Origin of the sequence: Dietzia sp. SYD-A1 (genome assembly GCF_015356725.1) — a bacterium.
Lineage (GTDB): Bacteria > Actinomycetota > Actinomycetes > Mycobacteriales > Mycobacteriaceae > Dietzia.
The window spans coordinates 1-18,868 of the sequence record NZ_JADDKI010000105.1 but is presented as its reverse complement, the minus strand read 5'-3'; the positions used below and the strand labels follow the sequence as shown (position 1 = coordinate 18,868).

The following is an 18,868-nucleotide window of genomic DNA, read 5'->3' as shown; positions in this document are numbered from 1 at the left end:
GGCCGAGGGCGCGCTCGCGGGAGTCGATCGCCGCCCACCCCTCGTCGTCGATCACCGACACACCTCGCTCGGCGAGCAGGTCGCGGACGGCCTGCGGGTCGGTCTCGGTGGGCTCGGCCAGGGCGCCGGCCTCGATGTCGTGGGTGAGGGTGTGCACCGTGTCCACCGCGCAGTGACGGTTGGTGCCGATCACTCCGGTGGGCCCGCGCTTGACCCACCCGGCGACGAACAGGCCCGGCACGGGCTCCCCGCCCGGGCCGGTGAGAACCCGGCCACCGTCGTTGGGGATGGTGGCGGTCGCGTCGTCGAAGGGCACACCCCGCAGAGCGTCGGAGCGATAGCCGACCGCGCGGTACACCGCATCGACCTCGAGTTCCTCGTAGTCGCCGGTGCCGCGCACCCGGATCCCGTCCGGCTCGGTGCGCTCCAGTCGCAGGCCCGTGACGCGGCCGTCGCGGCCGAGGACCTCGACGGGACTGCGGTGGAAGCGGAACCGCACCACGCGCCCGCCGGCGGCGAGAGCGGCCTGCTCCGCCGCGTCGGGGGACTCGTGTCCCGCCTCCACCTGCGCGGCCGCCCACTTGGCCAGCTGATCGCAGACCTGGCCGGCCCGGCGATCGTGTTCCAGGTGCTCGCGGGCGTCGTCGTCGTACTCCAGGTCGGCCGGATCCACGACGATCGTCACACCCTCCACCTTGTCCATCTCCCGCAGCTCCAACGGGGTGAACTTGGCGTAGGCCGGGCCGCGCCGACCGGTCACGGTGACGACCCGGGTGGCGCTGGTGCCGAAGCCCTCGCGGACGTGGGCGGGAATGTCGGTGGCCTCGAGCTGCTCGGGGGTGCGCACCAACATCCGCGCGATGTCGAGCGCGACGTTGCCCACACCCACCACCGCGGCGCGCTCGGCGGTCAGGGCCCACGTGCGGTCCGCGTCGGGGTGGCCGTCGTACCAGGTGACGAACTGCGCGGCGCCGTAGGAGCCCTCGAGGTGCTCCCCGGGGATGCCGAGTTCGCGGTCGGCCAGGGCGCCGGTGGCCAGGATGACCGCGTGGTAGAGCCGGGGCACGTCGTCCACCGTCAGGTCCCGGCCGAACTCCACGTTGCCGAGGAATCGGATCCGCGGATCGGTGACGATCGCCTCCAGCGTGCGGGCGATGCCCTTGATCCGGGGGTGGTCCGGTGCGACACCGTGGCGCAGCAGACCGTACGGTACGGGCAGTTTGTCCAGGCAGTCCACGACGATGTCCCTGCCGTGCTGGTCGGCCCACGCCAGCAGGGCCTCGCAGGAGTAGACGCCCGCCGGTCCGGATCCGACGACGGCCACTCTGATGGGGGCGGCGGAGGGGGTCGGTGCCATGGCCCGATCATGGCACGGGGGCGCGTCCGGCGGACCTCGACCGGGCGGACTGGTGGCGGGGGGAGCATAATCAGGGCCCATGAGCGATTACGCCGGGGACCTCGCGCCGCACCAGGCGTGGGATCTGCTCGCCACCGACCCTTCCGCCGTCCTGGTGGACGTGCGCACGAGCGCCGAGTGGCAGTGGGTCGGGGGCGCGGACCTGTCCGAGCTGGGGAGGCGCGTGGTGGGAATCGAGTGGATGACCTCGGCGGGGGAGCCCAATCACCGCTTCCTGGAACAGCTCGCGCAGGCGGGGGTGGACTCCGACACGCCGGTGTTGTTCCTGTGCCGCAGCGGGCACCGGTCGGCCGCCGCGGCGAGCGCCGCCACCGCCGCCGGACTGGGTCCCGCCTACAACGTCGCCGAGGGGTTCGAGGGAGATCCGGACGAGCAGGGCCACCGCGGTTCGGTCAACGGGTGGAAGGTCGCGGGCCTGCCCTGGCGACAGTCCTGATCCGCCTGACCGGCCGCGAGTACCGACCCGCCACCCGCAACACCGACAACACACAGGAAAGCAGCGGATGAGAAACAACGAGCTCCCCGACGGACTCCACCCCGACACGCTGGGCGTGCGGGCCGGGCAGATGCGCACCGGTTTCGAGGAGACCACCGAGCCGATGTTCCTCAACTCCGGCTACGTCTACGAGTCCGCCGAGGCGGCCGAGGCGTCGTTCAACGGCGACATCCAGCGGTTCGTCTACTCCCGCTACGGCAACCCCACCGTGGCGATGTTCCAGGAGCGGCTACGACAGATCGAGGGCGCCGAGGCGTGCTTCGCCACCAGCTCCGGCATGTCGGCGGTGTTCGTCTCGCTGGCCGCGCTGCTCGGCAACGGTTCGCGGCTCGTGGCCTCGCGAGCGTTGTTCGGCTCCTGTTACGTCATCTGCGCGGAGATCCTGCCCCGGTGGGGCGTGGAGACGGTGTTCGTGGACGGCGCCGACCTGGACCAGTGGCGTGAGGCACTCAGCCAGCCGACCGACGCCGTGTTCTTCGAGACCCCCTCCAACCCCATGCAGGAACTGGTGGACGTGCGGGCGGTGTGCGACCTGGCGCACGAGGCCGGCGCGCAGGTGGTGGTGGACAACGTCTTCGCCACCGTCCTGCACCAGAAGCCACTCGAGCTGGGCGCGGACATCGTGGTCTACTCCGCCACCAAGCACATCGACGGTCAGGGCCGGGTCCTGGGCGGTGCCGTGTTGGGCCCGGAGGAGTACATCGCCGGACCCGTGCAGAACCTGATGCGTCACGCAGGGTTCGGTATGAGCGCCTTCAACGCCTGGGTGTTGCTCAAGGGCCTGGAGACCATGGGCCTGCGGGTCGAGCGCATGTCCGCCAACGCGCTCGAGGTGGCGCGGTTCCTCGAGTCACACGACGCGGTGGACTGGGTCCGGTACTCGATGCTGCCCTCGCACCCCCAGTACGACCTGGCGAGGCAGCAGATGTCGGGCGGGGGGTCGGTGGTGACGTTCGGCCTGAAGTTCGACGACGACGAGGCGGACCGGGGCAAGGGACGGTGCTTCTCGCTGCTCAACGCGCTGAGGATCATCGACATCTCCAACAATCTGGGCGACGCCAAGACCCTGGTCACCCATCCCGCGACCACCACCCACGCGTCGATGGAGCCCGAGGCGCGCGCCGCCGTGGGCATCGCGGACAACGTCGTCCGCCTCTCGGTGGGCCTGGAATTCGCCGGAGACCTCATCGACGACTTGCGTAGGGGTCTAAACTAAGTTTCATGCGGTCACATGGCGGCGCGTCCCGGACGAGGGTGGCGGTGCTGCCCGCCGCGCACCCCGCCGTGCGGCGCATCACCGGGCTGGGGTGCTCGGAGCAGATCGAGATCGTGCCGATGCGGCCGGGCGTGGTGAACGGTGAATCGCACCCCGGTACGTACGCGAGGGACCCCGCTCCACCCCCCGATCAGGACCTGGACCACGTGGACGTGGCCCACGTCCACTTCGGCTACGACTACCTCAATCCGGAGAGCGCCCGGGACGTGATCGAACGCCTGTCACGGGCCGGTGTGCCGATGGTGTTGACCGTGCACGACATCGTCTACCCCTCCCACGAGGACGCGCAGCCACACCGCAGTCACACCGGCATGCTCGTCGGGGCCGCGACCCAGGTGCTGACGCTCACCGAGGTCGCGGCGCGGGAACTGTGGGTGCGGTGGGGCGTGGACGCCATGGTGGTGCCGCATCCCAGGCTGCTCGACGAGGCGGAGATCTCCGCTGCCATCCGCGCGTCCCGCCATCTCCGGGCTCCCGGGGACATCGTGGTGGGGGTGTTGTTGGAACGGATGGGCGAGAACATCGAGGGCCCGGAGCTCCTGGACCTGCTGGCGCCGGTGGCGGCCGGCCGACGCGGTGCGCACCTGCGGATCGTCGTGGAGTCCCAGGCCTGGCGCGACGCGTGCGGCGAGGACCGCGAGAGCGGCGGGCACCACCTGGTCGCCGAGCTCGCGGCGGAGGGCGGGTGGGAGTCGGTGCGGCTGACCCGGTACGAGGCCCGGGACCTCGGGCCGTTGCTCGCCGAGTTCGCCGCCCTGGACGTGTGCGTGCTGCCGTACCGCTTCGCCACCCACTCCACCTGGTTGGAGATGTGCCGGGACCTGGGGGTGGCGCCGGTGCTCCCGGCCGTGGGGTTCCTGCGCGAGCAGTGGTTCGACCGCTGCGATCCGGACGAGCACTCGGGTGAGGTGTACGACCCCCGGGATCCCGGCAGTCTGACGTGGGCGGTGCACACCGCGATCGACGAACCCCGGTCGGCGCCGCCGCGCGTCGTGGGCGCCGATCCCAGGACGGTGATGGCCACGCATGAGCGGGTGTACCGGGCCGCGGCCCGTCGACGTGAGGCGGCCAGGGACGTCTCGTGAGGTCTGATGTCGCGAGCGTCAGGTTCCGGCGTCTGCGCGGGTGATCTCGATGGGCCAGGCGAGCATGAGTACCGAGTCGGGGGCCGGGGACGCCGAGTCCATGCTCAGCTCGAGGCACACGGTGACGGGCGGTCCCGCGGTGGTGCGGGTGGCGGCGGGAAGCACGATCGGTTGGCCGGCGGTGGCGGCGTCCACGGGTTTGGGCTGGCCCGCGTCGCCGACCAGGATGCTGGGGGCGCCACTGGCGAACGTGGGCGCGGCGCAGGCGCCTCCACTCGTGGTGACGGCCCGGATCCTGACCTCGGCGGCAGTCGTGGGGTCTCCCTCCACCAGCGCGCCCCTGTCGATCACCACGTGGGCATCCGCGCGGGAGTCGACGCTCGTCCGGAGGGTCAGGGGCTGGTACGCGGACCGGGTGCGCAGCGCCGCGGTGTCCACTCGGACGGGGAAGTGCCCCCCGTAGCTGGAGATGGGCGCGGTCCAGGTGGTGCCGAAGTCGGTGGAGGCCTGCACGGACCAGGATGAACTGCGCAGGGCCTGCTCGCGGGCGTCCTCCCCGCGGTCCTGGAGGACGAGCGTCGCGCCCAGTGCACAGGCGGAGGCGGAACCGAGGGCGACCAGCGCGGTGGCCGCGTGTCGAATCCGCATAGCTCCTCCGAAAGCCATCACCCGGCGGTCGGACCGGGAGAGGGGCTCCGGTGCGGGTCGACCCGCGATGACCGCCGATTCATCCAGGTTATGGCCGTCAGTAGCCGAATCGTTACATCTACGTCCGGTGCGTGGCGAATCTCACCGACTGCCACGGTCGAGGGGCGCGTCAACGGACGTACACCACCGTGCCGGTCTCCCGGTTGACGGCGGCCCATCGCCACCCGTCGGAGTCCGGATCACTCGACGCGAGGGTCCTCCACACGCCGCTCGGGCGGGTGCCCTCGTTGATCCAGGTGTCCAGCGCGGGGAGGGCGGTGGGGGCGTCGGAGGGGACTGTGGCGCCCTTGACGACGACGTCGAGTTCCGTTCCGTCGGCCTCGACTGTTCCCACGGTCTGCGTCTGGGCGGTCGCGGACAGGGTTCCGGGCTGGGTGGGGATGGTGATCGTGGGGGAGGTGCTCGTCGTGGTGGCTGTCTTGGGCGCCGTGAACGTCCGCTTCGAGGTGGCGGTGGTGGTTGGTGCGGAGGTAGACGAGCGCGGTGAGGCAGCTGGATCTCTCGGGACAGTGGAAGTACGGGACCGCGACGTGATGCTCGACTGGCCCGTCGTGGCGCTGCTGGGGTCCGTCGGCGTAGTCGCCGCCGTGGGCCCAGCCTCACCGTCTGCCCCCACGTTGGATTCAGGCGGATCTGCAGCCACAGCCGTCGCGTCTAATTCGGGCAAAGAAGCCATTAGCGGCGCCGTGGCGTCAGAATTCTGAATGACGAAGTCCGGATCCCATACGACAGCCGGATTGGCGTGTGTAGGTCGTGGCGGAAGCGCGGGTGCGCTCATCGAGTTACCGCATTCGGCCATCGCGAGGATAGCGTTAATGGACCAACTGTCGTTCCCAATCAAATCGGTGGTCTGGATATTGATGGCGACTTGCGCCCGTGCGAAGTTGAGGGCCCTGGCTTCGGTGTAGAGGAGCGCGACTCGGTAGGTGTAGCCAGAAGCAGTTCGAATCTGTTGTCGTCGTGGCGCTTCTTTGGTTGGGAGACTGAGATATCGAGTGTTGCTTCCGCTGCCGAGAGTGAAGTCTCCGCTCCCTGTCAGACCGGTGTTGCCGACTGTGCCCGGGTCGCAACTCGCCGTCACGCGAAGTGGGTTAGTGGAGAGTGCCGGTGAGTAGACGACAAGAGGTGTAGTCGGGATACTGAAGGGGTTCGTCGCATGCACTCGAAAACTGTCGACATCAGTCAATGCAGAGCTAATTGCGGAATTCGAAAATGCGCATTCGGTCCCAGTTGGTCGCTCTGCGCGCGCACAGCTTCGGCCCGTCATTCGAAACGGCAGGGCCAAGAGAGCTGATTCGCTGCTAAACCCCTGGGGGCTATCCAATGTGATGGGGCTGTCGCCCGTAGTCCTGTATGCCTGATAACCCGGCATGGTGACGGTGTTGCCCAGCACCGAGAAGTCTCGAACGAATTCACCATAGGCCCCGAGGCTCCGAGCGAAGTTGACGCCTGTGTTTGGACCGGCAGAGAGTGAGGCGTTGGCGTAGACGTCGTCGGTCCACGTGGCTTCGGTCGGGTCGATTGGACTCGTGTGAGCCAAGGTGGCCGCCATCATCGCGAGAGCAGAGATGGCCACGGACACGGACCGCCATCTCACTTTGCATCTAGTCATGGTGCCGCTCCCTGGTGCTGACGACCTGCTTGCGGGGCCAAAATGCCCATACCACCAACATTGCCGTCGCGATAGTGATCCCGGCCATGTACTTGGGCTGGCCTACTGCTGACACTGCGTAGGCGAGACCGGGGGCATGCCACAGAACCTTCCTGACCTCGGTCACCTCGTATGGCTCCGCATCGGGGGAGTCGTTGGCGTCACCCTTCATCACGATCGAGTACGCACCTCCACCGATCGGAGCGGTGGAAACGACCCGGTGTGTCACAGGGAGCTGGCCTTGGCCTCGATTCACGGTTGTCACGTCGCCTATTCGTGCCTCGGATGCGGGAATCAGTCTGACAATCGCGAGCGAGCCTGTCGGAATTGTCGGCGACATCGACCCAGTCTTGAACATGATCAAACTAATGTTGAGGGCGAACGCTGCGATCGTCGCGACAATGCAGACGACCCCGATCGCTGCAAACACGCTGAGCAGCCCGTTCTCAACAGAGGACCACGTTGTCCTGGAGCGTCGCAATGGCGTACCTGAAGTTCCTGGGGCTGCGATGTCCGACATGCGATGGCTCATTGCTACCGAGCTGTTCTCGACAACGGAACGGGAGGCGAGAACGCGGTCTTGCTCACTGGAGCAGATCCTTGCATCGTCGAGCCAGGCCACTGTCAGGCGGGGACGGATATCGCATTGAATCGCCACGTCAGCTGGTTGGCTTGGCCGCCCTGGACCGCGGTGGTCGCCGAGGGGTCAAGGGTTATCCTGAAGCACACTCCCTGAGGTGCCGACGTACTTCCGAAAAGCGTGAGAAGAGGGCTGGCGGATGTCTTAGTCAGCGTTTCATAGTTGAAATCAGGGAGGGTTGGGGCCGGAGTAGGAGCCTTCCCGTTGGTCCCTGCGAAGTTGCAGTTTGTCGGGGGAACGTTGTACAGGCTGATCCGCAGTTTATCGAAGAATGCAAGATTTGCTCCGCCCGCGGGCGCAGTTGGGGCGGTCGCCACCGTGATCGTCGCGTTGTAAGGACTGGTACCGGGACCAACGCGAAGGTTGAGGGGCGCGTACACCGACTGTCCTGGAGACATCGCGGTGGGGGCGACTGTGAAGTTCAACTGGCCGCCCGAGGAAGAACCATAATCCTCCCAACTGGTACCGGCGCTGTCGACGGCGCCCTGGACGTTGAAGGTGCCTGCGTTGAAGCTGCCGCTCACCCACACATCGTCTGTCCACGCAGCAAGAGTCATCGTCGCACCGAGGCCTAAGACGGCTCCCCCGGCTAGGAGCGCTTTTCGCTTGCGACCGCGTGATTGTTGGTCGATAAGGACATGATGTGACATGAAGTGGACTCCGAGGGTGGGACGTCGGCGAAGCGCGAGGCCGGGATGTTCGACCTCGCGTTTCGCCTACAGGGGTCGATCTACCAGGTGCAACGTGCGCTACGCGGCCAGTGGGTCAGTCGGTCTCGGCGGTGAATCGCCACGTGACGGTGGTATTGCTGACGCCCTTGACGTCGTCCTCGTTCGAGTTGAGTTCGACGCCCAGGCACAGTTGCAGTACACCCTGAGTGTTGGGTGCAGTCGGCGCGAGAAGGGCGCTCGGCATCATCGAGTAGTTCACTGACGTATCGGGGCTGGCGTTGATCACACCGGAGAGGGCCGCGGGCGAGGCTCCGATCCCCGCCGTATTGCAGCTCGCCGCAGAAACGCCGGTGTGCACCGTGTAGTCGAGGTTGGTGTCCAACGGATCTCCCGCCGGCCCGGCGGTGATCTGCACCGTGTTCAAGACGATGTCGGAGGCGTCGATCGTGGTGTCGTTGGACAGTCGCAGGGCGATGGGTGCGTAGACCGGCTCGAACGGTACAAGGGTCTGGGGGCGGAAGGGGAATGCCAGTGCTCCGGTGCCATTGGCGGGATTCGAGTCGGGGCCGTCGTAGTTCGCCCATCCGGGGGTCGTGTTGCCGACCGTCCCGGCGCCGGTGACATTGCCCTGGAGTTCGATGGTGCCCGTGTTGAAGACGCCGTCGGCAAAGACATCGTCCGACCAGGCGGCCAGGGTGATCGCGGCACCGAGTCCGAGGACCACGCCGCCGGCGAGGAGAGCCTTGCGCTTGCGGCTGCGCTCCTGCTGCTTCAAGTGATCGTCGGGCGTGGGCGGTTGGTTGGCGTTCAAGGGACGCGCCTTTCCGTGGGGGCCAGGAGACAGGCCCGGAAGTGATGTGGGGTGTCGGCTCGCCCGATCCCGGTCGCTGATCGGCGCCGGGCCCGGCGGACGCCGATAAGGATTGCACATATTTCTTCACAATCAAGAGAGATTGAGATTTTATTATCAAGCCAGTATGGGAGGCGTAGTGGCGCAGATCGTTTCGCGGTTGCGGGACGGGCGGCCAGCGGGACCCCCCGTCGCTAAGCTAATTATCAGACTGGAGTGGCGTGCGGGCGGCGAGGCCCTCTCGGCGTCACGCCCGGAACTCCCGGGCGCTACCGCTGGCATACTCGGCTGTAGTGCCCCGACCACAGCGTCGGTGACCTCACGCTCACACAACCTCTGAGGAGTCGTCGATGCCCCCCACCTCCGCCCTGAAGCTCGGGTACAAGGCCTCGGCCGAGCAGTTCGGCCCGCGCGACCTGGTCGAGTACGCGGTCCTGGCGGAGCAGTCAGGGATGGACTCGGCGACGGTCTCGGACCATTTCCAGCCGTGGCGTCACGACGGCGGGCACGCCCCGTTCTCGCTCGCGTGGATGACGGCCGTGGGGGAGCGCACCGAACGCCTGCAACTGGGCACCTCCGTGCTCACGCCCACATTCCGCTACAACCCGGCGGTGCTCGCGCAGGCCTTCGCCACCATGGCGTGCCTCTACCCGGGCCGCGTGTTCCTGGGCGTGGGCACCGGTGAGGCGCTCAACGAGATCGCCACGGGCCATCAGGGCGAGTGGCCCGAGTTCAAGGAGCGGTTCGCCCGCCTGCGCGAATCGGTCCGCCTCATGCGCGAGCTGTGGACCGGCGAGACCACGTCGTTCGAGGGTGAGTACTACACCACCAAGGACGCGTTCCTCTACGACGTTCCCGCCGAGGGCGTCCCGGTATACATCGCCGCCGGCGGCCCGGTGGTGGCCAAGTACGCCGGACGCGTCGGTGACGGCTTCATCTGCACTTCCGGCAAGGGCATGGAGCTGTATACCGACAAGCTGCTGCCGGCCGTGGAGGAGGGCGCGGGGATCAATGATCGCGACTCCTCCCGGATCGACAGGATGATCGAGATCAAGATCAGCTACGACCCCGACCCGGCCGCGGCGCTGGAGAACTGCCGTTTCTGGGCGCCGCTGTCGTTGACCCCCGAGCAGAAGCACTCGGTGGACTCACCGCGGGAGATGGAACGCCTGGCCGACGAGCTGCCGATCGAGCAGGTGGCCAAGCGGTGGATCGTGGCCTCGGACCCAGACGACGCCGTGGCGCAGGTCGAGAAGTACGTCGACGCGGGCCTGAACCACCTGGTGTTCCACGCGCCCGGCCATGATCAGAAGCGCTTCCTCGACCTGTTCAAGACCGATCTCGAGCCGCGGTTGCGTGAGCTGACGTGATCGGCGAAAGCACAGCGCCGGTCCCTGACAAGGCGAATCTCTCCGGGCTTGAGGGCCTCTTCGGCGAGGCAGAGTCGGTTCGCGTCCTGCACTACCCGCACGAGACGGAGGCCGACGAGGAGGGCCAGACCACTCAGTGGCACTGCGACGTCGTCGTCGTCGACAACGTCCCCGCCCCCGGGTTCACCACCTACGCCACCGTCGGTGCCCGCGAGTTGCCCACCAACGTCACCACGCCCGAGGGGCGACAGATCCGCAGTGAGTTCGTCACCGTGGGTCGCACCGGCCACCGGGCCATGGCCGACGTCCTGGACGCGTGCGCGCTGGCCGTGGCCTCAGGATCCATCCACGTGGCACCGGGTGCGGTGATCCCGAACGCGGTGGGGATCGTCGATTCCGGTCGGCGCTGCGAGCACCTGGTCCTGGCGCCGCCGTTCCTGTGGCCCCGACTGCAGGTGGTCGACGAGACCGGCGGGCCGGACGGAACCGGGCCGCTGCTCACGCGACTACAGGCGGTGCCCATTACCACCGCCGAGATGTCGGCGGTCGCCCGCGACGGCGCCGACTCCTTGTTCGAGCGCCTCGACACGGCCGGTGCCGACGTCACCGACCCGGACCGGCCGAGCGTGGTCTGAGGCGTGACCACCACGCGCGGGACCACAGGGAGGGCCGTGCGGGTGCTCGACACGCCCGCCGGATGGGTGGTGATCGAGGCCACCGCGACCGGCGTGTCGCGCCTGGACCAGGTGGGGACGGACCCGGCCGGTGCGGACCGGGACCTCGCCCCACGGTTCCCCGTGGAACCATCCGGTGACGAGGTGAGCGGCGCCGACCCCGGCGCGGCGGCCGACCACCTCGATCGGCTGGCGAGCCAACTCGAGGCCTACTTCGCCGGTCGCCTGCGTGAGTTCGACGCCCCCGTGGACTGGGCGGCCGCGGGCGTGCACGATGAGTTCTCCCGAGAGGCCTACCGCGAGATCCAGCACATCCCGTACGGCGAGACCTCGACCTATGGGCAGGTCAGCGTGGATGCGGGCCGACCGCGCAACGCCCGCCGGGTGGGGCGGTTGTGCACCCTCGTGCCCGTGCCGTTCGTCATTCCCGTGCACCGGGTCCTCCGCGCCGACGGTGGAATGGGGAGCTGTCCCGAGTACCGCCTGCGGCTCCTCGAGCACGAGCGGCGCAACCTCACCGCGGAGGTCCCGGTTCCTTTTCCCGGCAGCGGCGTGCGGAACGGTGGCTTCTGAGCGGCGGGTCATCCGGAGAACGGTGGACACCCGGCGAGCGGGTCATCCGGAGAACGGTGGGCACCGAACCACCACGTGGATAGTCTGGCGGCAGTCTGACCGCCGACCATGAACCGGGGGAGAGCCCATGACTGTTGGAGATGTCACAACCCAAGGGCCGCAGTCGTTTCCGACGCTCAGCGCCGGGGGCACGGTCGAGAGGTTCCTGCGTGTCCGCCAGCTCACCGACCTCTTGGCCTCCCGCCTGAGCGCCGAGGATCAGATTCCGCAATCGATGACGGCGGCCAGTCCCGCGGCGTGGCACCGAGCGCACACGACGTGGTTCTTCGAGGAGTTCGTACTGGGGCGTCTGCCGGGGTACACCTCGCCCGAGCCGGTCTTCCGGTTCCTCTTCAACTCGTATTACGAGGCCGTGGGACCGCGGCAACCCCGGCCCCAGCGGGGTCTCATCACCCGCCCCTCGGTGGCGGAGATCGGCGACTTCCGGTCGCGCGTCGACGAGGCGGTGGTGGCCGCGCTCGAGGCGGGACGGGTAGACGATCGCGGGCGTGAGCTCCTCGAACTGGGCTGCCACCACGAGCAGCAGCACCAGGAGCTGATGCTCATGGACGCCAAGCACCTGTTCTCCCACAATCCGACCGACCCCGTCTACGTGCACAGGTCCGCGGACCCGGTCGCAGCGGCGCCGGGGGAGACGGACTGGCTCGACGTCGTCGAGGGGGTCGCCAGGGTCGGCGCCGCGGACCCGGCCGACCGCTCCGGGTCCCCCCACGACGATCTGCCCTCCGGCGGCTTCTCCTACGACAACGAACGCCCACGTCACCGGGTGTGGATACCGGGCGGCCAGGTGGCCGGTCGTCAGGTCACGGTGGCGGACTGGAAGCAGTTCATGGCCGATGGCGGGTACTCCCGCCCCGAGTTGTGGCTCTCCGACGGGTGGGCCGCCGTGCAGACCGAGGGCTGGGACGCGCCCGGGTACTGGCGTCGCGAGGACGGCATCGGGGCCCCCGCCGCCACGGACGGGAACGCCTCCGCCGACGGTGACTGGACGACCTTCACCCTCTCGGGCCGCCGGCCGGTGGTCGACGCCGAGCCCGTCTGCCACGTGTCCTTCTATGAGGCCGACGCGTTCGCCCGGTGGGCCGGTGCCCGGCTGCCCACCGAGTTCGAGTGGGAGGTCGCGTCCGCCGGCTGGCGGATCGGGGACGAGCTCGATCCCGACCGGTGCCACCCGCGGCCCGCCACGGACCGGTCGATCGGCGGGGTGTGGGAGTGGACCTCCAGTGCCTACCTGCCCTACCCCGGGTTCGTCACCGAGGAGGGTGCGGCGGGCGAGTACAACGGCAAGTTCATGTCCGACCAGCATGTACTGCGCGGCGGCAGTGCCCTGACCCCGGCGGGTCACACGCGGCCCACCTACCGCAACTTCTTCCCCGCCTCGTCGCGGTGGGCGGCCACCGGACTGAGGCTCGCGCGATGACCGGCACCGAGAATCCGCGTGGGACCACGACCACGACCACGACGACGACGAGGACGACGCCTGCAGACCCCGACACCGCCGCTCTCGAGTCGGACCTTCGCGACGGGTTCTTCGCCGACCCGCCGACCGTTCCGCCACGCTGGTTCTACGACGAGAAGGGCAGTGTGATCTTCGATCAGATCACCAGGGTCGTGGAGTACTACCCCACGCGGGCCGAGGCCGAGATCCTCACGGCCCGGGCACGCGAGATCGTGGCCGCGGCCTCGACGGTGGTCGAGCTGGGGGCCGGGACCTGCGAGAAGACCCGGGTACTCCTCGACGTGCTGACACAGGCCCGCGCGGATGCGCGGTTCGTGCCCGTGGACATCAGTTCCGAGATGCTCGTCGAGAGCTCGCGCGCGCTGGGGCAGGAGTATCCGGGCCTGCGGATCGACCCGGTCATCGGTGACATCACCGCCCTCGAGGGGCCTCTGCCGGGTGAGCCGGGAGGACGGTTGGTGCTGTTCCTCGGCGGTACCGTCGGCAACTTCAGCGAGAAGCAGCGGGCCGGGTTCTTCCGGATGCTTCGTGCGCTCATGGCGCCGGGGGACCGGCTGGCGCTGGGATTCGACCTGGTCAAGAACCCGGACCGGCTGGTGGCGGCCTATGACGACGCCGCCGGCGTCACCGCCGAGTTCAACCTCAACATGCTCGACGTGATCGCCCGGACCGTCGACTGCACCGGTCTCGACCGCAGGGACTTCCGGCACGAGGCCGTGTGGAACGAGACCGAGAGCCGTATCGAGATGTGGTTGCGCGCCGTGCGTGAGGTGCGGATCGATTTTCCGACGCTCGAACGCGGCCGGACCCTGGCCGCGGGTGACGGGATCCGCACCGAGATCGCCCGGAAGTTCGAGCCCCGAGCACTCGTGGACGAACTCGCGGGACACGGTTTCGGCGATGACGCGGTCTGGACCGATACGGCCGGGGACTTCGGGTTGGCCGTCGTCGTCGTCGGGTAGCGGGCGGTCGTCCGTCGTCCCCGGGAGCGGTCGCGAGGCGGGCCGACGACGGTCGGAAACGGTCCGTTGGACTGTCCCGTGCACCACGCCTTCGTCGGTGACGGTCCGTCGGCATGGACCACCCGGGCCGACCCCGCCGCTCCTGGTCGCCGTACCCGGGTGCCGCCCGGGGTCGACAGGCTCACTGATGTCTGGGGCCGCACGGGGTGTACGACGTGTGCCGGGCCGCTCGCGCTGTCACAATGCCCTCGTGCCCGATTCCGCCGCGCCCGATTCCCCCGTAGCCGAGACGCTCCCGCCCGAGCCCGCCGCTCCCACGATCCCGTCCCCGGTGGCCCAGGTCCCCCTCTCCTCCTCCGCGGTCTACGTCGCGGCGCCCGAGGGCGACACCGGGAAGTCGACCGTGGCTCTCGGGCTGCTGCGGATCCTCGCCGGGACCGTCCAGAGGGTGGGGGTTTTCCGTCCGGTCACCGTCGCGCCACGTGTCGCCGGCGCCGGGACCGGACCAGGCGCGGAGTCCGTGACGGGAACAGACCCCACGCGCGACCGCATCGTGGAGATGCTGCTCCAGCACACCACCGTCGATCTCGACTACGAGGACTGCATCGGGGTGACCAATGCCCGGGTCCACGAGGACCGCGAATCGGCGCTCGCCGAGATCGTGGACAGATACCACGTGGTGGCCGCGCAGTGCGATGTGGTGGTGATCCTCGGGACCGATTACACGGGCGTGCCCAGCCCCACCGAGTTCGACTTCAACGCCACCCTCGCGGTGAACCTCGGCGCGCCCGTTCTGCTGGTGCTCCGCGGTGCCGATCGGACTCCGGGGGAGATCGGTACCAACGCCCGACTGACCCTGGAGGAACTCCGACAGGAGCACGCCCACCCGGTGGGCGTCGTCGTCAACCGGTGCGACCCCGAGGACCTGGAGGACATTCAAGCCGAGCTCGCTCCCCTGGACCTGCCCGCCTGGACGTTGCCCAGCCAGGCCCTCCTCACCGCGCCCACGATGGGTGAACTGGTCGAGGCCGTTGACGGCACGCTCTACTCCGGTGACCCGGCGCTGCTGGACCGGGAGGTCATGAACCTCATGGTGGGCGGGATGACCGGCGAGCGCATCCTGGAGCGGCTGGTGGACGGCATGGTCGTGATCGTGCCCGCCGACCGGACCGACGCCGTGCTCGCGGTCCTCACCGCGCACGCAGCGGAGGGGTTCCCGTCGTTGGCCGGGATGATCTGGAACGGCGGTCTCATGCCGAACGCGGCGATGGACCGACTGGTCAGGGGAATGCGCTCGACGTTGCCGATCGTCTGTACCTCCCACGGCACCTACGACACCGCTCGCCTGGCGGCGGACACCCGGGGGCGCGTCTACTCCGGGTCTGGGCGGAAGGTCGAGACGGCGCTGAGCCTGATGGAGACCCACATCGACACCGAGGAGCTGCTGGCCCGTCTACGCGTGGACACCCCCAGTGTGATGACGCCGCAGATGTTCGAGCACCAGCTCCTCGAGCGTGCCCGCGCGGACAAGCGTCACATCGTGCTCCCCGAAGGCGACGACGACCGCATCCTCCACGCCGCTGGCCGGCTGCTGCGTCGAGATGTCGCCGACCTGACCATCCTGGGCGATCCCGAGACCGTGCGCCGACGCGCGGACGAACTGGGCATCGACCTGGCCGGGGCACAGATCCTCGACCCGCGCACGAGTGAGCACGCCGAGCCGTTCGCCCGGATGTACGCGACGCTGCGCGAGCACAAGGGCATGACCCTGGACGTCGCGCGGGACAGGATGCTCGACATCTCCTACTTCGCCACGATGATGGTGTACACCGGCCTCGCCGACGGAATGGTCTCCGGCGCCGCGCACACGACCGCGCACACCATTCGGCCCGCCCTGGAGATCATCCGGACGAAGCCGGGAGTGAAGACGGTGTCCAGCGTGTTCCTCATGTGCCTGTCCGACCACGTGCTGGCCTTCGGCGACTGCGCTGTGGTCCCCGCCCCGACCGCCGAACAGCTCGCCGACATCGCGCTGTCCTCCGCCGAGACGGCCTCCCGGTTCGGAGTGGAACCACGGGTCGCGCTGCTCTCGTACTCCACCGGTGACTCAGGCAGCGGAGCAGACGTGGACAAGGTGCGCGAGGCCACCGAGATCGTCTGCGCGCGCATCGCCGCCGCGGGCGAGGGGGACCCGCTGGCGGACCTCATGGTGGACGGGCCGCTGCAGTTCGACGCCGCCGTCGACCCCACCGTGGCCCGCAAGAAGATGCCGGACTCGCCGATCGCCGGCCGCGCCACCGTGCTGATCTTCCCCGACCTGAACACGGGCAACAACACCTACAAGGCGGTGCAGCGTACCGCCGGCGCCGTGGCGATCGGCCCGGTCCTGCAGGGGCTCCGCAAGCCCATCAACGACCTCTCGCGTGGCGCGCTGGTCGAGGACATCGTCAACACCGTCGCCATCACCGCCGTCCAGGCGCAGGGCACGGCCGACCAGGCGCAGGTCGCGGCCGCAGACCCGGGAGAGGAGTCGTGACCCGCGTCCTCGTCATCAACTCGGGGTCGTCCTCCCTCAAGCTCCAGATCATCGACACCGCCGTCGAGGTGGAGTTGGCGTGGGCGCTGGTCGAACGAATCGGGGAGCCCGTCGGCACCCTGGCCGTGCGCCGCGGTGACCTGTCCGGCTCGCCGGGCGGGGAGCGCACCGTCGAGGCCGCGTTCCCCGACCACACCGCAGCGCTGGGTCGGGTCCTTGAGGAGGCGGGGCGGCTCGGCGCTCACCCCGCCGACCTGGGGGTCGAGGCGATCGGCCACCGGGTGGTCCACGGGGGGCCGGATTTCCACGACCCGGTCGAGGTCACCCCCGAGGTGGAGGCGGGCATCGAGAGGCTCGCGCTGCTGGCGCCCCTCCACAACCCCGCTAACCTGCGAGGGATCCGCGTGGCCCGGGAACTACTGCCGGGCCTGCCGCACGTGGCGGTGTTCGACACGGGGTTCTTCCATACGCTGCCCGCCGCCGCGCACACCTATGCGATCGATCACGCGCTGGCGAAGGACTGGGACCTGCGCCGCTACGGTTTCCACGGCACCAGCCACGAATTCGTCTCGCGCCGCGCGGCAGAGGTACTGGGGCGCCCGTATGACGAGGTGAACCAGATCGTGCTGCATCTCGGCAACGGGGCCTCGGCCTCGGCGATCGCCGGCGGCCGGGCGGTCGACACCTCCATGGGGCTCACACCGCTCGAGGGTCTGGTCATGGGCACGCGTCCCGGTGACCTCGACCCCGGACTGATCATCCACCTCATCCGTGACCGCGGTATGTCGCCGGAGGACGTCTCCACCCTTCTCAACCGTAAGTCGGGTCTGGAGGGGTTGGCGCGGGTGAGCGACTTCCGCGAGCTGGTCGCGCGGGTCGACGATGGTGACCGCGACGCCGTTCTGGCCTACGAGGTGGTCGTCCATCGCCTCCGCCGCTACATCGGCGGATACTGGGCGGTTCTCGGCGACGTCGACGCCATCACCTTCACCGCCGGCGTGGGTGAGAACGTCGCCCGCCTGCGTGCGGACGTGTTGTCCACGCTCGTCGGGTGGGGAGTGGAACTCGACCCGCAGGCCAACGAGGACGGGGCGGGCGAGCGGATCATCTCGCGCGCCGGTGGCCGGGTCGCGGTCCTGGTGATCCCGACCGATGAGGAGTTGGCGATCGCCCGGGCGTGCGACACGGTCCTGGGGTTGGGAAGGTAGGCGGGCGGCGCGGAGCACCCTTTACATAAGAACAACTTTAGTATTACAGTGAGGGCTCTCCTCCCGGGCGTCAGACCGGGCCTGACGAAGCTGGTCGATGACGAAACCCTCAGGATCCGAGCCTGCCGGACGCGCTGCCGAGAGTGCCGCTGAGCCTGCCCGTGAGATGCGGCGCGGCCGGCCACGAGGTCGTCGCAGGAACGGGCTGATCCCTGTCGCTCTCGCGGCCGCGGTCACCCTGGTGCTCGGCGGGGCCTCCGTCGCCCGGGCCGTCTCCGCCTCGCCCCTGGACGCCCACACCGACCTCGAGTTCTCACTCGACGGCGTCACGTGGTCGGACGCGCCGGACCTCGTCCTGGGGTCGTGGGGGTGCGACCTCGCCGGCGGGCCCGCGCACACCGATCCCCGGGGTGCGATCGGGGGCACCCCCGAGGTGGACCCGTGTTCGATGTCGCCGGGCCAGTCGATCGACAGGACCTATCACGTGCGCAACGCCACCACGACGGGGCGGACCGGGCGATACGCGGTGGGGATCGGCGACTACCTGGTCTCCGGCGGGGCCGAGTTCGACGTGAGCAGCACCCTCACGGGCGCCGTTGAGGTCGACTCCCGAACCGTGACCCTCTACGGCCCCGACACCCCCCGTGCCGGGGATTCCCCGGCCCGCGGGACCACGGTGGCGGCTCTCGACCTCGCTCCCGGGCAGACGGCGACGGTGGTCGACGAGGTGTCCGTGCCCCTCGACGTGGAGAACCACACGCAGCGGCAGAGCGTGAGTCCGATGATCTGGGTGTCCTTCTCCGACATCGGGGTGGTGGACACCGACGGAGACGGGTTGCCGGATCTCGCCGAGGACCAGCTCGGCCTCGACCCCACCGACCCGGTCAACCGACTGCCCGACGGCAGGACCGGCCGGAGCTTCGGGCCTGAGGTGTTCCTGCCGTCGGCGTCCGAGGGGATCGTGCTCGACGTGGATACCTCGTCCCTGCCGCCGGGCCTGCGGCTCGAGGACGGGGTCCTGAAGGGCACACCCACGAGGGCGGGGACCTACGACATCGGGTTCGCCGTGACACTGCCCGACGGGGCCACCTACCACTCCATTCGACGAGTGGTGATCCGTCCCGGGGCCGGCGGCGGCTCCGTGGACCTGCCCGACCTCATCTGGCCGGTGGTGATCGTCGGGGTCATCGGACTCATCCTGGGGCCGTTGCTCGGGTCCCTGGGCGGGTCCC

At 69.0% G+C, this 18,868-nt stretch carries 18 protein-coding genes; 12 read left to right on the top strand and 6 right to left on the bottom strand.

All coding sequences use genetic code 11. The annotated features are described in order from the left end of the window. Positions 1-1,357: FAD-dependent oxidoreductase (locus IY392_RS05150; RefSeq protein ID WP_194860694.1), on the bottom strand; the 1,357-nt coding region annotated here is incomplete at its 3' end. 79 nt (positions 1,358-1,436) lie between these two features. On the opposite strand from IY392_RS05150, the gene IY392_RS05145 reads away from it, so the two are divergent. From IY392_RS05145 to IY392_RS05135, 3 genes are all read left to right on the top strand, one after another. Beyond that, entirely contained in the window at positions 1,437-1,853 is a 417-nt protein-coding gene (locus IY392_RS05145) for a rhodanese-like domain-containing protein (protein ID WP_107757427.1), read from the top strand. A 67-nt stretch (positions 1,854-1,920) separates the two neighbouring features. Continuing rightward, the gene (locus IY392_RS05140; protein ID WP_107757426.1) at positions 1,921-3,129 is read left to right on the top strand and encodes an O-succinylhomoserine sulfhydrylase; all 1,209 of its coding nucleotides are present in this window, start codon (positions 1,921-1,923) and stop codon (positions 3,127-3,129) included. A gap of 5 nt (positions 3,130-3,134) precedes the next feature. Continuing rightward, the gene (locus tag IY392_RS05135) at positions 3,135-4,274 is read left to right on the top strand and encodes a hypothetical protein (RefSeq protein ID WP_194305770.1); all 1,140 of its coding nucleotides are present in this window, start codon (positions 3,135-3,137) and stop codon (positions 4,272-4,274) included. Positions 4,275-4,292: 18 nt separating this feature from the next. Here IY392_RS05135 and IY392_RS05130 read toward each other — a convergent pair whose 3' ends face one another. Then, positions 4,293-4,922 (bottom strand): hypothetical protein, encoded by a 630-nt coding sequence (locus IY392_RS05130; RefSeq protein WP_107757424.1) that lies wholly within the window; start codon positions 4,920-4,922, stop codon positions 4,293-4,295. Positions 4,923-5,091: 169 nt separating this feature from the next. Beyond that, the gene (locus IY392_RS05125) at positions 5,092-5,316 is read right to left on the bottom strand and encodes a hypothetical protein (RefSeq protein WP_194860693.1); all 225 of its coding nucleotides are present in this window, start codon (positions 5,314-5,316) and stop codon (positions 5,092-5,094) included. Positions 5,317-5,356: 40 nt separating this feature from the next. On the opposite strand from IY392_RS05125, the gene IY392_RS05120 reads away from it, so the two are divergent. Further along, positions 5,357-5,686: a hypothetical protein gene (locus IY392_RS05120; RefSeq protein ID WP_194860692.1), complete on the top strand. Its 330-nt coding sequence runs from the start codon at positions 5,357-5,359 to the stop codon at positions 5,684-5,686. 900 nt (positions 5,687-6,586) lie between these two features. Here IY392_RS05120 and IY392_RS05115 read toward each other — a convergent pair. The 3 genes from IY392_RS05115 to IY392_RS05105 form a co-directional block, all read right to left on the bottom strand. Next, a complete protein-coding gene (locus IY392_RS05115) occupies positions 6,587-7,153 on the bottom strand; it encodes a signal peptidase I (protein WP_194860691.1) in 567 nt (188 codons plus the stop codon). A gap of 104 nt (positions 7,154-7,257) precedes the next feature. Next, on the bottom strand, positions 7,258-7,923 hold the full coding sequence (locus IY392_RS05110) for a SipW-dependent-type signal peptide-containing protein (protein ID WP_228549052.1): 666 nt from the start codon (positions 7,921-7,923) through the stop codon (positions 7,258-7,260). Positions 7,924-8,038: 115 nt separating this feature from the next. Further along, positions 8,039-8,755: a SipW-dependent-type signal peptide-containing protein gene (locus IY392_RS05105; protein WP_194860689.1), complete on the bottom strand. Its 717-nt coding sequence runs from the start codon at positions 8,753-8,755 to the stop codon at positions 8,039-8,041. 389 nt (positions 8,756-9,144) lie between these two features. Between IY392_RS05105 and fgd the strand changes: the two genes are divergently transcribed. The 8 genes from fgd to IY392_RS05065 all read left to right on the top strand — a co-directional run. Continuing rightward, complete coding sequence (gene fgd, locus IY392_RS05100) at positions 9,145-10,164, top strand: glucose-6-phosphate dehydrogenase (coenzyme-F420) (RefSeq protein ID WP_194860688.1); 1,020 nt, start codon at positions 9,145-9,147, stop codon at positions 10,162-10,164. Beyond that, positions 10,161-10,799, top strand: coding sequence for a suppressor of fused domain protein (locus tag IY392_RS05095; RefSeq protein WP_107757418.1), 639 nt, complete (start codon positions 10,161-10,163; stop codon positions 10,797-10,799). The genes fgd and IY392_RS05095 overlap by 4 nt, the downstream gene beginning before the upstream one ends. A 3-nt stretch (positions 10,800-10,802) precedes the next feature. Then, entirely contained in the window at positions 10,803-11,411 is a 609-nt protein-coding gene (locus tag IY392_RS19565; RefSeq protein WP_309234011.1) for a methylated-DNA--[protein]-cysteine S-methyltransferase, read from the top strand. A gap of 127 nt (positions 11,412-11,538) precedes the next feature. Then, positions 11,539-12,891, top strand: a complete 1,353-nt coding sequence (gene egtB, locus IY392_RS05085) for an ergothioneine biosynthesis protein EgtB (RefSeq protein ID WP_194860687.1) — start codon at positions 11,539-11,541, stop codon at positions 12,889-12,891. Beyond that, positions 12,888-13,892, top strand: a complete 1,005-nt coding sequence (egtD, locus tag IY392_RS05080; RefSeq protein WP_194860686.1) for an L-histidine N(alpha)-methyltransferase — start codon at positions 12,888-12,890, stop codon at positions 13,890-13,892. The genes egtB and egtD overlap by 4 nt, the downstream gene beginning before the upstream one ends. A gap of 250 nt (positions 13,893-14,142) precedes the next feature. Further along, positions 14,143-16,428: a phosphate acetyltransferase gene (gene pta, locus IY392_RS05075; protein ID WP_309234010.1), complete on the top strand. Its 2,286-nt coding sequence runs from the start codon at positions 14,143-14,145 to the stop codon at positions 16,426-16,428. Beyond that, entirely contained in the window at positions 16,425-17,636 is a 1,212-nt protein-coding gene (locus IY392_RS05070; RefSeq protein WP_194860685.1) for an acetate kinase, read from the top strand. Before pta ends, IY392_RS05070 begins: the two co-directional genes overlap by 4 nt. A 166-nt stretch (positions 17,637-17,802) precedes the next feature. Further along, positions 17,803-18,868, top strand: a 1,066-nt coding sequence (locus tag IY392_RS05065) for a thrombospondin type 3 repeat-containing protein (protein WP_228549050.1), incomplete at its 3' end; no start/stop codon positions are given.